Annotated in this window: 16 protein-coding genes; 9 read left to right on the top strand and 7 right to left on the bottom strand. The window is 72.6% G+C overall.

Annotated features, from left to right (window positions below):
* Positions 1–94: 94 nt before the first annotated feature.
* Entirely contained in the window at positions 95–592 is a 498-nt protein-coding gene (greA, locus tag CG747_RS30540) for a transcription elongation factor GreA (RefSeq protein ID WP_100605074.1), read from the top strand.
* A gap of 118 nt (positions 593–710) precedes the next feature.
* Here the strand turns inward: greA and CG747_RS30535 are convergent, their stop codons facing one another.
* From CG747_RS30535 to ilvA, 3 genes are all read right to left on the bottom strand, one after another.
* Positions 711–1,466: an ABC transporter permease gene (locus CG747_RS30535; RefSeq protein WP_257980853.1), complete on the bottom strand. Its 756-nt coding sequence runs from the start codon at positions 1,464–1,466 to the stop codon at positions 711–713.
* Between the two features lie 115 nt (positions 1,467–1,581).
* Positions 1,582–2,658, bottom strand: coding sequence for an ATP-binding cassette domain-containing protein (locus CG747_RS30530; RefSeq protein WP_100605072.1), 1,077 nt, complete (start codon positions 2,656–2,658; stop codon positions 1,582–1,584).
* Positions 2,659–3,032: 374 nt separating this feature from the next.
* A complete protein-coding gene (ilvA, locus tag CG747_RS30525; protein WP_257980849.1) occupies positions 3,033–4,307 on the bottom strand; it encodes a threonine ammonia-lyase in 1,275 nt (424 codons plus the stop codon).
* A gap of 183 nt (positions 4,308–4,490) precedes the next feature.
* On the opposite strand from ilvA, the gene CG747_RS30520 reads away from it, so the two are divergent.
* The 3 genes from CG747_RS30520 (at position 4,491) to CG747_RS30510 (ending at position 5,984) form a co-directional block, all read left to right on the top strand.
* On the top strand, positions 4,491–4,991 hold the full coding sequence (locus tag CG747_RS30520; protein WP_100605071.1) for a MarR family winged helix-turn-helix transcriptional regulator: 501 nt from the start codon (positions 4,491–4,493) through the stop codon (positions 4,989–4,991).
* Positions 4,992–5,253: 262 nt separating this feature from the next.
* Positions 5,254–5,718, top strand: a complete 465-nt coding sequence (locus CG747_RS30515; protein WP_100605070.1) for a sigma factor-like helix-turn-helix DNA-binding protein — start codon at positions 5,254–5,256, stop codon at positions 5,716–5,718.
* Positions 5,715–5,984 carry a hypothetical protein gene (locus CG747_RS30510; protein WP_100605069.1) on the top strand — a complete coding sequence of 90 codons (270 nt, stop codon included), beginning with the start codon at positions 5,715–5,717 and terminating at the stop codon, positions 5,982–5,984. Before CG747_RS30515 ends, CG747_RS30510 begins: the two co-directional genes overlap by 4 nt.
* Positions 5,985–6,056: 72 nt before the next feature.
* On the opposite strand, the gene CG747_RS30505 is transcribed toward CG747_RS30510, so the two are convergent.
* Positions 6,057–7,217, bottom strand: coding sequence for a cystathionine gamma-synthase (locus CG747_RS30505; RefSeq protein ID WP_100605068.1), 1,161 nt, complete (start codon positions 7,215–7,217; stop codon positions 6,057–6,059).
* Positions 7,218–7,429: 212 nt separating this feature from the next.
* On the opposite strand from CG747_RS30505, the gene CG747_RS30500 reads away from it, so the two are divergent.
* Both CG747_RS30500 and msrA read left to right on the top strand, forming a co-directional pair.
* The gene (locus tag CG747_RS30500) at positions 7,430–8,572 is read left to right on the top strand and encodes a hypothetical protein (protein ID WP_100605067.1); all 1,143 of its coding nucleotides are present in this window, start codon (positions 7,430–7,432) and stop codon (positions 8,570–8,572) included.
* Between the two features lie 156 nt (positions 8,573–8,728).
* Positions 8,729–9,409 carry a peptide-methionine (S)-S-oxide reductase MsrA gene (msrA, locus tag CG747_RS30495; protein ID WP_100605066.1) on the top strand — a complete coding sequence of 227 codons (681 nt, stop codon included), beginning with the start codon at positions 8,729–8,731 and terminating at the stop codon, positions 9,407–9,409.
* A 103-nt stretch (positions 9,410–9,512) separates the two neighbouring features.
* Here the strand turns inward: msrA and CG747_RS30490 are convergent, their stop codons facing one another.
* Complete coding sequence (locus tag CG747_RS30490; RefSeq protein WP_100605065.1) at positions 9,513–9,947, bottom strand: ArsI/CadI family heavy metal resistance metalloenzyme; 435 nt, start codon at positions 9,945–9,947, stop codon at positions 9,513–9,515.
* A 79-nt stretch (positions 9,948–10,026) separates the two neighbouring features.
* Between CG747_RS30490 and CG747_RS30485 the strand changes: the two genes are divergently transcribed.
* From CG747_RS30485 to CG747_RS30475, 3 genes are read left to right on the top strand one after another with little or no spacing between them, the layout of a single operon-like run.
* Positions 10,027–10,428 (top strand): helix-turn-helix transcriptional regulator, encoded by a 402-nt coding sequence (locus CG747_RS30485; protein WP_100605064.1) that lies wholly within the window; start codon positions 10,027–10,029, stop codon positions 10,426–10,428.
* The gene (arsB, locus tag CG747_RS30480) at positions 10,425–11,540 is read left to right on the top strand and encodes an ACR3 family arsenite efflux transporter (RefSeq protein ID WP_100605063.1); all 1,116 of its coding nucleotides are present in this window, start codon (positions 10,425–10,427) and stop codon (positions 11,538–11,540) included. Before CG747_RS30485 ends, arsB begins: the two co-directional genes overlap by 4 nt.
* Positions 11,533–11,970 (top strand): arsenate reductase ArsC, encoded by a 438-nt coding sequence (locus tag CG747_RS30475; RefSeq protein WP_100605062.1) that lies wholly within the window; start codon positions 11,533–11,535, stop codon positions 11,968–11,970. Before arsB ends, CG747_RS30475 begins: the two co-directional genes overlap by 8 nt.
* A gap of 96 nt (positions 11,971–12,066) precedes the next feature.
* Here the strand turns inward: CG747_RS30475 and CG747_RS30470 are convergent, their stop codons facing one another.
* The gene (locus CG747_RS30470; protein ID WP_100605110.1) at positions 12,067–13,491 is read right to left on the bottom strand and encodes a DUF2786 domain-containing protein; all 1,425 of its coding nucleotides are present in this window, start codon (positions 13,489–13,491) and stop codon (positions 12,067–12,069) included.
* 277 nt (positions 13,492–13,768) lie between these two features.
* Positions 13,769–15,076: an Ig-like domain-containing protein gene (locus CG747_RS30465; RefSeq protein ID WP_180985762.1), complete on the bottom strand. Its 1,308-nt coding sequence runs from the start codon at positions 15,074–15,076 to the stop codon at positions 13,769–13,771.
* Between the last annotated feature and the right edge of the window lie 217 nt (positions 15,077–15,293).

Genomic DNA, 15,293 nt, shown 5'->3' with positions numbered 1-15,293 from the left:
GGAATTGTTAGGCTCGTGGTTTCGCCCACCTGTGAAGGCGCAAACCTTCCTGGTAGGGCGTTTGATTTATCCCCAGTACCGACGAGGAGCACCTGTGACCCAGACCAGCGAGAACGTCACCTGGCTGACCCAGGAGGCGTATGACCAGCTCAAGGCCGAGCTGGAGTACCTGTCTGGTCCCGCACGCGCCGAGATCACCGAGAAGATCCAGGCGGCCCGCGAGGAAGGTGACCTGAAGGAGAACGCCGGGTACCACGCGGCCAAGGAGGAGCAGGGCAAGCAGGAGCTGCGCGTCCGCCAGCTGACCCAGCTGCTGCAGTCCGCGAAGGTCGGTGAGGCCCCCGCGGCCAACGGCGTGGTCGCCCCCGGCATGGTCGTCACCATCGCGTTCGACGGAGACCCGGACGACACCCTGGAGTTCCTGCTGGCCTCGCGGGAGTACGCGAGCTCGGAGATCGAGACCTACTCCCCGCAGTCGCCACTGGGGACCGGCGTGAACGGCAAGAAGGTCGGTGCCGACGCCGAGTACGAGCTGCCCAACGGCAAGAAGGCGTCCGTGAAGATCCTCGACGCCAAGCCGTACAGCGGCTGAGCGACGCGACGCACGCAGATCAGGCGCAGCAAAAGCGGCCCGGAGCATACGGCTCGGGGCCGCTTCCGCATGTGCGGGGCGGGTACCGGCCGGGCCGCGGTGCGGCGCCGGCCGGGTCTCAGGCGGTCGCCGAGCGGTACTTGCGGACCGCCAGCGTCCGGAAGACCGCGATGATCAGGACGGACCAGATCACCGAGGCCAGCACCGGGTGCTGCATGGGCCAGGCGTCGGGCACCGGGTAGTTCGGCGGCAGGTTGCCGAACAGTTCCCGGGCCGCCTGGACGGTGGCGCTGAAGGGGTTCCACTCGGCGATGTGCCGCAGCACCGTCGGCATGTTCTGCGAGGGGACGAACGCGGTCGAGATGAACGTCAGCGGGAAGAGCCAGATCAGCCCGCCGGAGGTGGCCGCCTCGGGGGTGCGGACCGAGAGCCCGATGAGCGCGCCGATCCAGGAGAAGGCGTAGCCGAGCAGGAGCAGCAGCCCGAACCCCGCGACGACCTCCAGGATGTTCTCGTGGCTGCGCCAGCCGATCAGCAACGCGACCACGGCCAGCACCACCAGGGTCAGCGCGGTCTGCACCAGGTCGGCGAGGGTCCGGCCGGTGAGCACCGCGCCGCGGGACATCGGCAGCGAACGGAACCGGTCGATCAGCCCCTTGTGCATGTCGTCCGCGATCCCCGCGCCCGCGCCGGCGGTGGCGAAGGTGACGGTCTGCGCGAAGATCCCGGCCATCAGGAACTCCCGATACGCCTGGGCGTCGCCGGCCTGGGAGCCGGGGAGGGCGATGGACCCACCGAAGACGTAGGTGAACAGCACCACGAACATGATCGGCTGGATCAGCCCGAACAGCAGCACCTCGGGAATCCGGCGCATCCGGATCAGGTTCCGCTGCGCAATGACCAGGGAGTCGATGACGGTACTCACCGCGCCTGCTCCTTCCCGGCGCCGGACTGCCGGATTGCCGCACCGGCCGCGTGACCGACCGCACTCATCGCACACCCTCCTTGGTGGTCGCCGCGCCGGCCCGGTCGCCGTCCGCGCGTGCGTTGCCTTTCCTCTTGCCGCTGCCGCTGCCGTCGCCGTCGCCGTCGGGGTTGCCGTCGCCGTTCCCGCTCTCCGCTTCCGCGGCGGCGGTGTGCCCGGTCAGCGCGATGAAGACGTCGTCGAGGGTCGGGCGGCGCAGCCCGATGTCGTCGATCTCCACTCCGCGGATGTCCAGTTCGCGGATGACCTCGGCGAGCAGCTTGGCGCCGCCGGTCACCGGGAACGTGAGCTTCCGGGTGTGCGGTTCGACCGCGCCCTCGCCCTTGGCGACCGTGCGCAGCACGCCCTCGGCCACCGGGAGCTGCTCGGGGGTGTGCACCACGACCTCGATCCGCTCGCCGCCGGTGCGGGCCTTGAGCTGGTCGGAGGTGCCGCGGGCGATGACCCGGCCGTGGTCGACGACGCAGATGTCGTGCGCGAGCCGGTCGGCCTCCTCCAGGTACTGGGTGGTGAGCAGCAGGGTGGTGCCGCCGGCGACCAGCTCCTGGATGACCTCCCACAGCGCCTGGCGGTTGCGCGGGTCCAGGCCGGTGGTCGGCTCGTCCATGAACATCACGGGCGGGCTGACGACCAGGGCGGCGGCCAGGTCGAGCCGGCGGCGCATCCCGCCGGAGTAGGTCTTGGCGGTGCGGTCGGCGGCGTCGCCGAGGTTGAACCGCTCCAGCAGCTCGGCGGCCCGGCGCTTGGCGTCGCGTCCGCTCATCTGGTAGAGCCGCCCGACCATCACCAGGTTCTCCCGGCCGGTCAAGTACTCGTCCACGGCGGCGAATTGGCCGGACAGGCCGATGGCGCGCCGCACCGCGTCGGGGTGCGCGAGGACGTCGATGCCGGCCACCCGCGCCGTCCCCCCATCGGGCCTTAGCAGGGTCGCCAGGACCCTGACGGCGGTGGTTTTGCCGGCACCGTTCGGGCCGAGCATTCCGAGGACGGTTCCTTCGGGAACGTCGAGATCGACGCCGTCCAGTGCCCTCACCTCGCCGAAGGTCTTCACCAGACCTTCGGCATAAATGGCACCTGGCATGTGGGTACCCCCATGGCTTGGATCAGTTCCGGATCAAATGCGACAGATAAGCCGAATAGTACGTTTTGCGGCGTGCGGTGGCCCTGTTCACGGCGTCCCGTTCCCGCCGCTCCACGGGGGCGCGGGCGCGCTCCCGGGCGCACGGGTGACTCACGGGCACCGGTCCGCGGCGGGGCGCCATGGCGCAGCGACCCCCGCGACGGCAGCGATGGTACTCCAGACGCGATACATCGCGATATAGGTTGGAGAGAAGAAAAAGACCGACCGGGCATCGCGGCACGGGGAGGGGAAGCCGCGCCCCGGCGGCCCGGACCCCGCAAACGCGGCGGGGCGGTGGCTGCCCGCCACCGCCCCGCTCCAACCCTCCGCGCCACTCAGACCGCGAGCACGTCGTACCCCGCCTCGCGCAACGCCGCGGTCACCTCGGCGCAGTGCTCCGGCCCCTTGGTCTCCAGGTGGAGTTCGACCTCCACCTCGGTGAGCCCGAGCCGGGGATCGATGCGTACGTGCCCCACGTCGAGGACGTTGGCGTCCACCACCGTGAGGACGCCGAGGAGGGTGGCCAGCGCGCCCGGGCGGTCGGTGAGCCGGACCCGGAACGAGAGGTAGCGGCCGGCGGCGGCCATGCCGTGGCGGAGGATCCGCTGCATCAGGAGCGGATCGACGTTGCCGCCGGAGAGCACCGCGACCACCGGCCCCTCGAAGGAGCCGGGCGACGACAGCAGCGCCGCCACCGGGCTCGCCCCGGCCGGCTCCACCACCAGCTTCGCCCGCTCCAGACACAGCAGCAGGGCCCCGGACAACTCGTCCTCGGTGACCGTGCGGACCTCGTCCACCAACTCCCGCACGATGCCGAACGGCACATCGCCGGGCCGCCCCACCTTGATGCCGTCCGCCATCGTGGCCAGCGGCTCGATCGCCACCGGGCGCCCCACCGCCAGCGACGGCGGATAGCAGGCCGCGGCCGCCGCCTGCACCCCGACCACCCGCACGTCCGGCCGCAGCGCCTTGACCGCGAGGGCGACGCCCGCCGCGAGCCCGCCGCCGCCCATCCCGACGACGACGGTGCGCACCTCCGGGCACTGTTCGAGGATCTCCAGGCCGACCGTGCCCTGGCCCGCGATGATGTCGCGGTGGTCGAAGGGGTGGATGAAGACCGCACCGGTCTGCCGCGCGTACTCCTGGGCGGCGGCCAGCGTCTCGTCGACGACCTGGCCGTGCAGCCGCACCTCGGCGCCGTAATCGCGGGTCGCGGCGACCTTCGGCAGCGGGGCGCCGACCGGCATGAAGACCGTCGAGGCCACCCCCAGCAGGGACGCCGCGAGGGCCACCCCCTGGGCGTGGTTGCCGGCGCTCGCCGCCACCACACCGGCGGCCCGCTCCTCCGCCGAGAGGCCGGCGATCCGCACATACGCGCCGCGGATCTTGAACGAGCCGGTGCGCTGGAGGTTCTCGCACTTCAGATGGACGGGGGCGCCCACCAGTTCCGACAGATAGCGGCTGCCCTCCATGGCGGTGGTCCGCGACACCCCGGAGAGCAGCTTCTGCGCCTCGCGCACCTCGTCGACCGTGATCCCCGCGAGCCCCGCCGATGCGGTGGCCGCAGGGTCCGCGGACGAGTGCGGCGGATGCGACGTGTGGTCGACCATGCGGCCAGTCTCGCAGTTCGGCCAGGAGCGGGCCTTTTCCGGCCGGATGGCGGACACCGGCGGCTCGGCCGGGCCGCTCGCCAGGGCCGGGAGAGCCGTACGCGGCAGCGCCGGCACGGTCCGCGCCTACGCCGCGTACGCTGTCTTCCCACCGTACCCACCCCGATTAAGCGAGCCCCGGCCATGCCCACCTCTCCGGACATGACGACCCACCCCGACACCGGTCACCTCGACGCGCTCCAGCACCAAGTGGCGGTCTTCGCCCGCCGTGCCGAACAGAGCCGGCTCGGTGGCGTCGGGCAGGCGCGCAACTCCATGGACCGCGCCGCCTATCTGCTCCTCAACCGCCTGGACCAGGAAGGCCCGATGGGCGTCAAGGCCCTGGCCTGCGGGATGGGGATCGACTCCTCCACGGTCACCCGGCAGGTCGCGCCGCTGGTCGACGCCGGACTGGTCGACCGCGCCACCCACCCCGAGGACGGCCGCGCCGTGGTGCTGGAACTGTCCGAGCGGGGCCACGCCCGGCTCGACGAGGTCCGGGCCTCGCGGCGGGCGCTGATGGCGATGGTGACGGAGAAGTGGACCGACGAGGAGCGCGACGCCTTCACCGCGCTCCTGACGCGCTTCAACACCTCGCTCGCCGAAATCACCGCACTGGCACCGATCGGCCCCCCGTCGTCCTGACGACGTCGCGCCGGCGGTGACGCCCTGACGGCGTTGCGCCGAACGGTGACGCCCTGACGGCGTCGCCCGCGGATCCGCGAACCACCCCGGCCCGTTGCGCGGGGGTGGAGCGGCACCGGGACACACCCGGCCGGGTGCCCGTGTCACACCTCTTGACCCCGCCCCCGGACTGCCGTGCCATGGAGGGCCGAGGGGCTGTCGGACGGGCCGGGGCGTCGCCACAGGGGCCGGGCGCCGGATGCCCCGTCATCCGGGAGGCGCGGTGGGAGAGCGACGGCGGGCGCGGGAACGGCGCCGGGCCCGGGAGTTCGAGGCGTTCACGGCGGCCGCCGCGGGACGGCTGCTGCACGCCGCCGCCCTGCTCACCGGCGAACCCGCGGACCGACCGGCCCCCGTCGCCGAGGAGTTGCTGCTCCGGGCACTGGCCCGGACGTACGCCGGCTGGGACGGGCAGTGCGCCGCGGACCCCTACGAGCGGGCCCGCCGGGAGTTGGCCGCGGCGTTCGCGCACACCGCGTGGCGGCACCGCCGGCCGCGGGGCGGGCTGCTCGACCGGCTGACCCCTCGCGAGCGCCTGGTACTGGTGCTCCGCCTCCACGAGGACGTGGCCGAGGAGCAGACCGCGGCCCAACTGGCGCTGCCCGCCGAGCGGGTGCGCACCCTGTGCCGGCACGCCGTCGCCGAACTCCGCAGCCGCCGCCCGCAACCGGCCGCCGTACCGCCGTGAACCCGCCGGAGCGCCGGCCGCCCGACCGCAAGGAGACCGAGGCCCGGCGGATGCTGCGGGCCGGACCGTATCCACCGGTGCCGCCGGACCTGGCCGTACGGGCCGCCGCCCGGGGCCGCCGGCTGCTGGCCCGGCGCCGCCTGCTGCACCGCGCCGGATCACTGCTCGCCCTCCTGGCGCTGCTGACCCTCGTCGTATGGGCGGGAGTCGAACAGCCCTGGCGCCCGCCGCCGGCCCGCACCACCCCTCCCGTAGCGGGGTACTGAGGGGCACGGAACGGACCGCGGCGGGCTGCCGGGACCGGCCGCCGGGGAGCGGCCGGACCCGGGCGGGGTGGCTCAGCCCAGCGCCTGCGTGAGGTCGGCCAGCAGGTCGTCGGCGGACTCGATGCCGACCGAGAGGCGCACGAGGTCGGCGGGGACCTCCAGCGCCGAACCGGCCGTCGAGGCGTGCGTCATCCGCCCCGGGTGCTCGATCAGCGACTCCACGCCGCCCAGCGACTCCCCGAGCGTGAACAGCTCGGCGCGGTTGCAGACCTCCACCGCCGCCTCTTCACCGCCCGCCACCTGGAACGACACCATGCCGCCGAAGGACCGCATCTGCTTGGCGGCGATCTCGTGGCCGGGGTGCTCGGCCAGGCCCGGGTAGTAGACCCGGGTGACCTTCTTGTGGGAGGCCAGCAGCTCGGCGACGCGCGCCGCGTTGGCACTGTGCCGGTCCATCCGGACGGCCAGCGTCTTGATGCCGCGCATCACCAGCCAGGCGTCGAACGGTCCGGCGATCGCGCCCATCGCGTTCTGGTGGTAGGCCAGCTCCTCGCCGAGGGTGTCGTCGTTGACGACCAGCGCCCCGCCGACCACGTCCGAGTGGCCGCCCATGTACTTGGTGGTGGAGTAGACCACCGCGTCCGCCCCGAGGGCGAGCGGCTGCTGGAGGTAGGGGCTGGCGAAGGTGTTGTCGACCACCAGGCGGGCGCCGGCGTCCCGGGCGACCCCGGCGAGCGCGGCGATGTCGCTGATGCCGAGCAGCGGGTTGCTGGGCGTCTCCACCCAGATCACCTTCGTACGGGGGCGCAGCGCGTCCCGCACCGCCTGCGGGTCGGAGGTGTCGGCCACCGACCACTCCACGCCCCACCGCTCGACGACCTTCGCGAACAGGCGGAAGGTGCCGCCGTAGGCGTCGTTGGGGATCACCACGTGATCACCCGGGGCGAGGAGGGTGCGCAGCAGGCAGTCCTCGGCGGCGAGGCCGGAGGCGAAGGCCAGGCCGCGGCGGCCGCCGTCGAGGGCGGCGAGGTTCTCCTCCAGGGCGGTACGGGTCGGATTGGCGCTGCGGCTGTACTCGTAGCCGCCGCGGAGCCCGCCCACGCCGTCCTGCTTGTAAGTAGAGACCTGGTAGATGGGCGGTACCACCGCGCCGGTGGCCTGGTCGGGCTCCTGACCTGCGTGGATGGCAAGGGTTTCGAAGTGCTGGTGGCGCTCGTCGCGCTGTTCGCTCATGCCTGCCGAGGGTAGTCGGCCACCGGACCGAACTTTCCGGAACTTTCTGGTTCGCTGGATAGTGGATACATACGAGAGCGAGGGACCGGGAGAACGGGACCGCCGGGCAGGCGGTCGCGCCACCGCCCGCGGCCCCCGCCGCCACCCCTCCACACCCAGCCCCAGCCCCGCTATCTGCCCCAGCCCCTGCCCCTCCGACCGGGACACACCACATGGACGTTCTGCTGCTCCTCTTCGCCGCGATCGCGCTCGGCGGTCTGGTCTTCCTGCCCTGGATGCGGCGCCGGAAGGCCGTACAGCAAGCCGAGCAGGGCCTGGCGGTGGCCACCGACCCGATGGCCGGCTACGGCTTCGTCCCCCTGGAGCACCTCGACGTACGGCTTCCCGGCCCCGACGAGGAGCTGGCCGAGGCGCTCGTCGAGATGCGCCGGACGCACGACTGGCGCCCGGCCGCGGAACTGCTCCGGTCCACCGGCGGCGACGAGGAACTGCGCTGGCAGCGGGTGCAGACGCTGGCCGGCGCGGCCGCGTTCGAGCTGGCGGAGGCCCCCCGCGGCCCGGCGGCCCCGGCCGCCCCCGGCGGCACGCGGACCGGCGGCATCTGGCTGCGGACCTGGCGCGCCGAGGCCCCCAAGGACCCGGGCGGCGCCCAGACGCACGCCCAGTTCCTGGTCGTCCAGGCGCTGCGCGACCCCGGCTCGCAGGACTACCGGATGATCCTGGAGGAGGCCCGTACGGTCTGCCGGGAGGCGGCGCTGCTGGCACCGGGCAGCCCGATCCCGTACCTCACCGAACTGGCCGTCGCCCGCGGCCTGGGCGAGCGCCCGGCCGACTACGAAGAGCTCTGGTCCAAGGTCCGCCAGCGGGCGCCGCACCACATGGGCGCGCATCTGGCCGCCCTCCCGTACTGGTCGGAGAAGTGGCACGGCTCCCGTGAACAGGCCGAGAAGTTCGCCGCGCGGGCGGCCGCCGAGGCCCCGGCGAAGAGCCTGCTGCCGGCCCTCCCGCTCTTCGCGGTCTACGAGCACCTGCCCGAGGCCAACATGGTCCGCAGCCTCTTCCAGAGCGCGGTCGTCGAACGCGCCATAGAGGGCGCCCACTTCGCCCTCCGGGAGGCCCCCGCCGACCACCCGATGGCACCGCACGTCCGCCACCTGCTCGTCTGGTTCCTGGTCCGCGCCGAACGCTACGCCGAGGCGATGGAGCAGCTCCGCCTCGTCGACGGCCACGTGGGCGCCGTCCCCTGGTCCTACGGGCGCAGCCCCGCCGCCGAGTACGCCGCGTACCGCGCACTGGCCATCGCCGGCTGGGAGCAGCTGGGCGGCACCCCGGCGGGGTTCCGGGCCCAGAGCTAGGGCGCGGGCGGTGGAGCGGGGGCGGAGGGGCCTTGGCCGCGGACCCGCGGCGGACCCGCACCGGGCCCGCCGGCCGGAATGCCGGCCGACGCCCGGACGTTCCATCCATCGGATACCGCACCCGTCCCCCGCCCCCTCCCCTGGAGCACGATCCTGATGCTGTTCTCCCGCTTCAAGACCCACCTCCCGACCCCCGAGGAAGCGCTTCCGGGCCGCCCCGAGCGGGACTTCGCCGTCCCCGACCGGCACACCGTCCTCGGCAACCCGCTGCTCGGCCCGTACCCGGACGGCCTGGAGGTCGCCGACTTCGCACTGGGCTGCTTCTGGGGCGCCGAGCGGAAGTTCTGGCAGGCCGACGGCGTCTGGACCACCCTCGTCGGCTACCAGGGCGGCCTCACCCCGCACCCCACCTACGAAGAGGTGTGCAGCGGCCACACCGGCCACACCGAGGCCGTCCGCGTCGTCTTCGATCCGGCGGTCGTCCCGTACTCCGCCCTCCTGAAGCTCTTCTGGGAGTCCCACGACCCCACCCAGGGCTTCCGCCAGGGCAACGACGTCGGCACCCAGTACCGCTCGGCGATCCACACCCACTCCACCGCCCAGCAGCAGGCCGCCGAAGCCTCCCGCGACGCCTACCGCAAGGTCCTCCAGTCCTCCGGCTACGGCGACATCACCACCGAGATCCTCCCCGCCGACGCCTCCCGCCCCTTCTACCTGGCCGAGGGGTACCACCAGCAGTACCTCGACAAGAACCCCGCCGGGTACTGCGGGATCGGTGGGACGGGTGTGAGCTGCCCCGTGGGGGTCGCACCGGCCCCGGAGGCAACGGGCGAGTAGCTTGCGGGGCCTGCCCAAGTCCACCACGGACGAGTGCAGTCACCGATTCCCGACGCCACCGGCCGATACACGTGCGCCTGGCGCGCATTCGCGCGGCTGCGGCTCAGACGACGGGCCGATCACCGGCGCAGCAGTCGCCGCCTCCCGGTACAGGAGCCTTGCCCATCCGGTCGGCGTCGGCCTTGACGACGTAGACCTCCCAGGGCTCCTTGCCTGGGCCGTGGACCCAGACCTTGTCCTGGAGGGCGTAGCAGCAGGAGGTGTCGTTCTCTTCGAAGGTGGCCAGGCCGGCTTCCCTGAGGCGGTCGGTGGCGGCGGTGACCTGGTCGGTGGAGGCGACCTCGACGCCGAGGTGGTCGAGGCGGGTCTCCTGGCCGGGCTCACCTTCGATCAGGACGAGCTTCAGCGGCGGTTCGGCGATGGTGAAGTTGGCGTAGCCGGGCCGGCGCTTGGCCGGTTCGACGCCGAAGAGCTTGGCGTAGAACTCCACCGAAGCGTCGAGGTCGGGGACGTTGAGGGCGAGCTGAACGCGGGACATGACGGCCTCCCCATCAGGTTGCATTGATGTCTTTCGATGCAACCTTGCGTCTTGGATCGAAGTTCGTCAACATAGACGTATGTCGAAACAAGAGCTTGAGGTGCTCGGCCAGACCCAGGAGTGCTGTCCGGGGCTGCTGACTGCGCCATTGGACGAGGACCAGGCCAACGAGCTGGCGAGGGTCTTCAAGGCCCTCGGAGATCCAGTGCGGCTGCGACTGCTGTCGATGATCGCCTCCCGGGCCGGCGGCGAGGTGTGCGTGTGCGACCTGACCCTGGCGTTCGACCTGTCCCAGCCGACGATCTCCCACCACCTCAAGCTCCTGAAACAGGCCGGGCTCATCGACTCCGAACGCCGCGGAACATGGGTGTACTACCGGCTGCTGCCCGAGATGACCGATCGGCTGGCCGGCATCCTGACCCGCCCCGCCGGTCAGCTCCTTCCCGAGATCGGCCAGGCGACCGCGGGGGCCCACTCATGACCGCGCAGAACTCCGAGACAGCGGGTCCGGTCGCGGCCCGGCTGTCGTTCCTGGACCGCTTCCTGGCCGTGTGGATCCTGCTGGCAATGGCCATCGGCCTGGGCCTGGGCCGCGTGGTGCCGGGGCTGGGGGACGCGCTGGCGAAGGTGACCGTCACGGGCGTCTCGCTGCCGATCGCGCTCGGGCTGCTGGTGATGATGTACCCGGTGCTGGCCAAGGTCCGCTACGACCGGCTGGACACCGTCACCCGGGACCGGCGCCTGCTGATCCCCTCCCTGGTGATCAACTGGATCCTCGGCCCGGCCGTGATGTTCGCCCTCGCCTGGATCTTCCTGCCCGACCTGCCGGAGTACCGGACCGGGCTGATCATCGTCGGGCTGGCGCGCTGCATCGCCATGGTCGTCATCTGGAACGACCTGGCCTGCGGCGACCGCGAAGCCGCCGCCGTCCTGGTGGCCCTGAACTCCGTCTTCCAGGTCCTCGCGTTCAGCCTGCTGGGCTGGTTCTACCTCTCCGTCCTGCCCGGCTGGCTCGGTCTGCAGCAGACCGGGCTGAACGTCAGCGTGTGGGAGATCGCCCGCAGCGTGCTGATCTTCCTCGGGATTCCGCTCGCCGCCGGATTCCTCACCCGCCGCCTGGGCGAGAAGGCCAAGGGCCGCACCTGGTACGAGGCGAAGCTGCTGCCCCGCATCGGACCGTTCGCCCTCTACGGACTGCTGTTCACCATCGTCGTGCTGTTCGCCCTCCAGGGGCAGGCGATCACCTCCCGCCCGCTCGACGTCGCGCGCATCGCGCTCCCGCTGCTGGTCTACTTCGCGCTCATGTGGGCCGGGTCCATGGCCCTGGGCAAGGCCGTCGGCCTCGGCTATCCGCGGGCGACGACGCTGGCGTTCACCGCGGCCGGCAACAACTTCGAACTCGCCATCGCCGTCGCCATCGCGACCTTCGGTGCGACCTCCGGACAGGCCCTGGCCGGCGTCGTCGGCCCCCTCATCGAGGTGCCGGTGCTGATCGGCCTGGTCCATGTCGCCCTGGCCGCCCGCCGCCTCTTCCCCGGCGCCCCTGCCCCGGCCGCCGAACTCTCCGGCCTCAAGGAGCCCGCCCGTGACTGACTCCCGCAAGCCGTCGGTGCTGTTCGTCTGCGTCCACAACGCCGGACGCTCCCAGATGGCCGCCGCCTTCCTCACCCACCACTCCCAGGGCAAGGTGGAAGTCCGCTCAGCGGGCTCCGCCCCCGCCGACACCGTCAACCCGGCCGTCGTCCAGGCCATGGCCGAGGTCGGCATCGACCTCTCGGCCGAGACGCCGAAAGCGCTGACCGCCGAGACGGTGCAGGCATCCGACGTGGTGATCACCATGGGCTGCGGCGACGCCTGCCCGATCTTCCCCGGCACGCGGTACCTCGACTGGGAACTGGAGGATCCGGCAGGCCAGGGCGTGGAAGCTGTCCGGCCGATCCGCGACGAGATCCAGGCCCGCATCCGGGAGTTGCTGACCGGGCTCACCGGCTGGAGCGCAGGCCCACCGCCTTCGGGCTGCTGAGTGGGCCACCGGCGCCCGCTCCGGCGGCGGCTCGGGGTGACCGGCACTTCCACCCCGCGTCGTTCTGCGGGGCCCGGGACCCGCGGCCCCGCCCCCTCAGTCGGAGGTCCCGGGCTCCGGGTGGCCGAGGTGGGCGCGGTCGGCGGCGGCGGTGCCCTGGTGCCAGCCGGCGGCGTCGCGGATGCCGCGGAGCCGGACCGGGGCGGTGTCGGGGAAGAGGGTGCCGGTGGTCTCCTCGACGGCGAGTTCGCGGGCGGCGAGGACCGGGAGGAGCCGGTCCGGGGTGGTGGACTCGGCGGAGGCCGCGGCGGTCGCGGCGGCGGTGGCCGCGGTCAGGCGGGTGCGGATGCGGTCCGCGTACGCCACGAGGAAGGTCTGGCGGAAGTCGCGGGTGCGGCGGGAGCGGCCGCGGGCGTGGTGCTCGTCGCCCGCGCGGTTCATCGCCGAGGTGGCCTGGAGCAGCAGCGAGGTGTAGAGGAGTTCGGTCGCCTCCAGGTCGGGCGGGAAGCCGACGACGGTGGAGAAGGCCAGGTCGGCGGCCCAGACGGCCTGGCAGCGGTTGGCGGCCGCGACGGCGTCGAGGAGCAGTGCCTTGCCCTGTTCGTAGGGGCCTTCGATGCCGATGCGGATCGCCGCGGGGCCGTCGGCGGGACCGCCGCCCTCGGGGCCGTGGGCGTGGGCGAGGAGGGCCTCGTCGATGCTGTGGCGGGCCATCAGTTCCTGGGCCTTGGCGGACAGTGCTTCGGCCTCCTCCGGGAAGGTGGTCGCCTCCGCCTTGGCGAGCAGGCCGCGGATCCGGCCGAGGGCACGGGCCGCGGACGTGCTGCCGCCGGTACCGCTTCCGCGGCTCCCGCCGGTCGCGTCGGAGGCGCTGGTCGGGGGCGGCAGCGGGGTGATCGCGGGGAGCCGGGCGACCAGGCGCAGCGCGGTCAGTACGTCGTACGCGGTCTCGAAGCGGGAGGTGCGGCGCCGGGCCGCCAGGGCGTCCAGGTAGGCGGGGTCGGAGTCCCACCAGACGCGGGCGTCCAGGGCGTCCAGCTGGGCCTGCCAACGCAGGTCCCGGGCGGCGCCGGAGGACCGCGGCCGGCGGGCCTCCGCCGCGGCGACGGCGTCGATCACCAGGGCCGCCGGTGCGGCGTCCGGTGCCGCCCGCCGGACGACCCGTTCCAGGTCGGCGGGTTGCCAGCCGCCCGACCAGCAGCGCCGGACGGCGTCGACGGCGGCGGCGACCACGGCCGCGCTCATCGCCTCCCAGCCGGGCGCCGCGGCGGCCAGCGTGGAGGCACCCGCCTCGACGGCGTCCTCGGCGGCCGCTCCGTCCGCCGCGTATCGGACCCGGCCGAGGACGGTGCCGAGCAGGTCGGCGGCCTGGCGGGCCCGGTCGGTGGTGCGGGCGTTGCCGCTGTCGCCGGTGTCACCGTCGGGCCGGGCGCCGCGGCCGGTTGTGCCGCCGCGCCCGCGGCCGTTCCCGCGGTGGTCTCTGCCGCGCTTCCCGGCGCCGTTTCTCGCGTGCTCGCTCACTCGGCCACTGTACGGACGGCCGTCGGGGCCGCCGTCGGCGCCGGTCGGCAGGTCGGCGCCCGCCCCGTGCGCCCGCCCCGTGCGCCCGCCCCGTGTGCCCAGCACGTACGCCCCCGCGTCGGCGCGAACCGCTGGGCCGCGCCGCCCTGTTGGGCCGGCGCGGTCACCGGGGTACGGCGGTCGGCGGCGGGCGGGGCGCCCGGGGACAGCGATCGGCGCCCGGCGCCTCGCGTTCATCGCAAGGCGCCGGGCGCCGTCGTACCGGGGTCGCGCCGGGTCAGACCGCGCTGCCGGCGACCCACTGGGTCCAGGACATGTTCCAGCCGTTGAGCCCGTTGTCCGGCTTGATGGTCTTGTCCGGGGAGTTGACCACCGTGACGACGTCGCCGATCTGCGAGTTGGCGAAGAACCACGCGCCGTCGGTGGACGCGTCCTTGGCGCCCTTGACGTCCTTCAGACCGATGCAGCCGTGGCTGGTGTTGGTCTTGCCGAAGATGCCCTTGCCCCAGTAGTTGCCGTGGATGAACGTGCCGGAGTTCGACAGCCGCATGGCGTGCGGGACGTCGGGGATGTCGTACTCGCCCTTGCCGTCGTTGTTGGTGAAGCCGACGGTGGAGCCGTCCATCCGGGTCTGCTGGAACTTCTCGGAGATGACCATCTGACCGTTGTAGGTCGGGTGGTCGTCGCTGCCCGAGGAGATCGGGATGGTCTTGATCGTCCTGCCGTCGCGCACCACGGTCATCAGGTGGGTCTTGGTGTCCACGGTGCTGACCTGGGAGTGGCCGACGGTGAAGCGGACGGTCTTGTTCTGGATGCCCTGCACGCCCGGCGACGCCTCGACGCCGTCCAGGGCGAGCTTCAGGGTGACCTGGGAGTTCGGCTTCCAGTAGTCCTTGGGGCGGAAGTCCAGCCGCTTGTCGCCGAACCAGTGGCCGACGACCTGCTGGTTGCTGCTGGACGCGACCTTGATCGCGGACTGGACGGCCTGGCGGTTCTTGACCGGCTTGTCGAAGTTGATCGACACCGGCATGCCGACGCCGACCGTCGAGCCGTCCTCGGGGGTGAAGTTCCCGAGGAAGCTGTTGGTCGGGGAGACCGTGGTGAAGGTGGAGTTCTCCACCGCGGTGCGGCCCTGGGCGTCCACGCCGTGCGCGGTGATCTTGTAGGTGGTCGCGCGGGAGAGCGCCTGCGCGGGCTTCCAGGAGCTGCCGTCGGCGGACAGGGTGCCCGCGACGGTCTTCGGCCGGTCCTGCTGGGTCTGGTGCGCGGCGATCTTGGTCATGGTGACGTCGGTGAGCTTGCCGCCGCTGGCGGTCACCCCGACGGCGTTGAGGCCGGTGTCCGTCGAGCCGTCCTTCGGCGAGATGGTGATCTTCGCCTGCGAGGCGTCCTGGGCCGCCGCCTCGTCCACCTGCTGGGTGCTCTCGTGCTGGGTGCCCTCCTGGCGTCCGGCGTTCGCACCGCCGCCGTGGCCGGTGGCGCTGCTGGCACCACACGCGGCGACCGTGAGAACGCCCCCGAGCAGCGCGGCACTGGCTATGAGGCCCTTGCGGCGCTTGCTGTCCGTCATCACACGCTTCTCCATTGCTACCGATTGCGAAAAATCCCCGAGCGATCAGCCGACCGAACGCAGGCATATCTGGACGCAGGCATTCCGGCCGACGTCCATTGGAACGCCATATCCCTTTCGTCCGCTGCATTCCGGGCTGAAATGTGGGGAAGGACACGCAATGGCGCCAAAACGCCCATCGCGCAAAGAATGGCGCAGATCACGCATACGGCTGCGGAGTGCCGTATGGCGT

Origin of the sequence: Streptomyces sp. CB02959 (assembly GCF_002803155.1) — a bacterium.
Lineage (GTDB): Bacteria > Actinomycetota > Actinomycetes > Streptomycetales > Streptomycetaceae > Streptomyces.
This window is presented reverse-complemented; position numbering and strand designations above follow the sequence as displayed.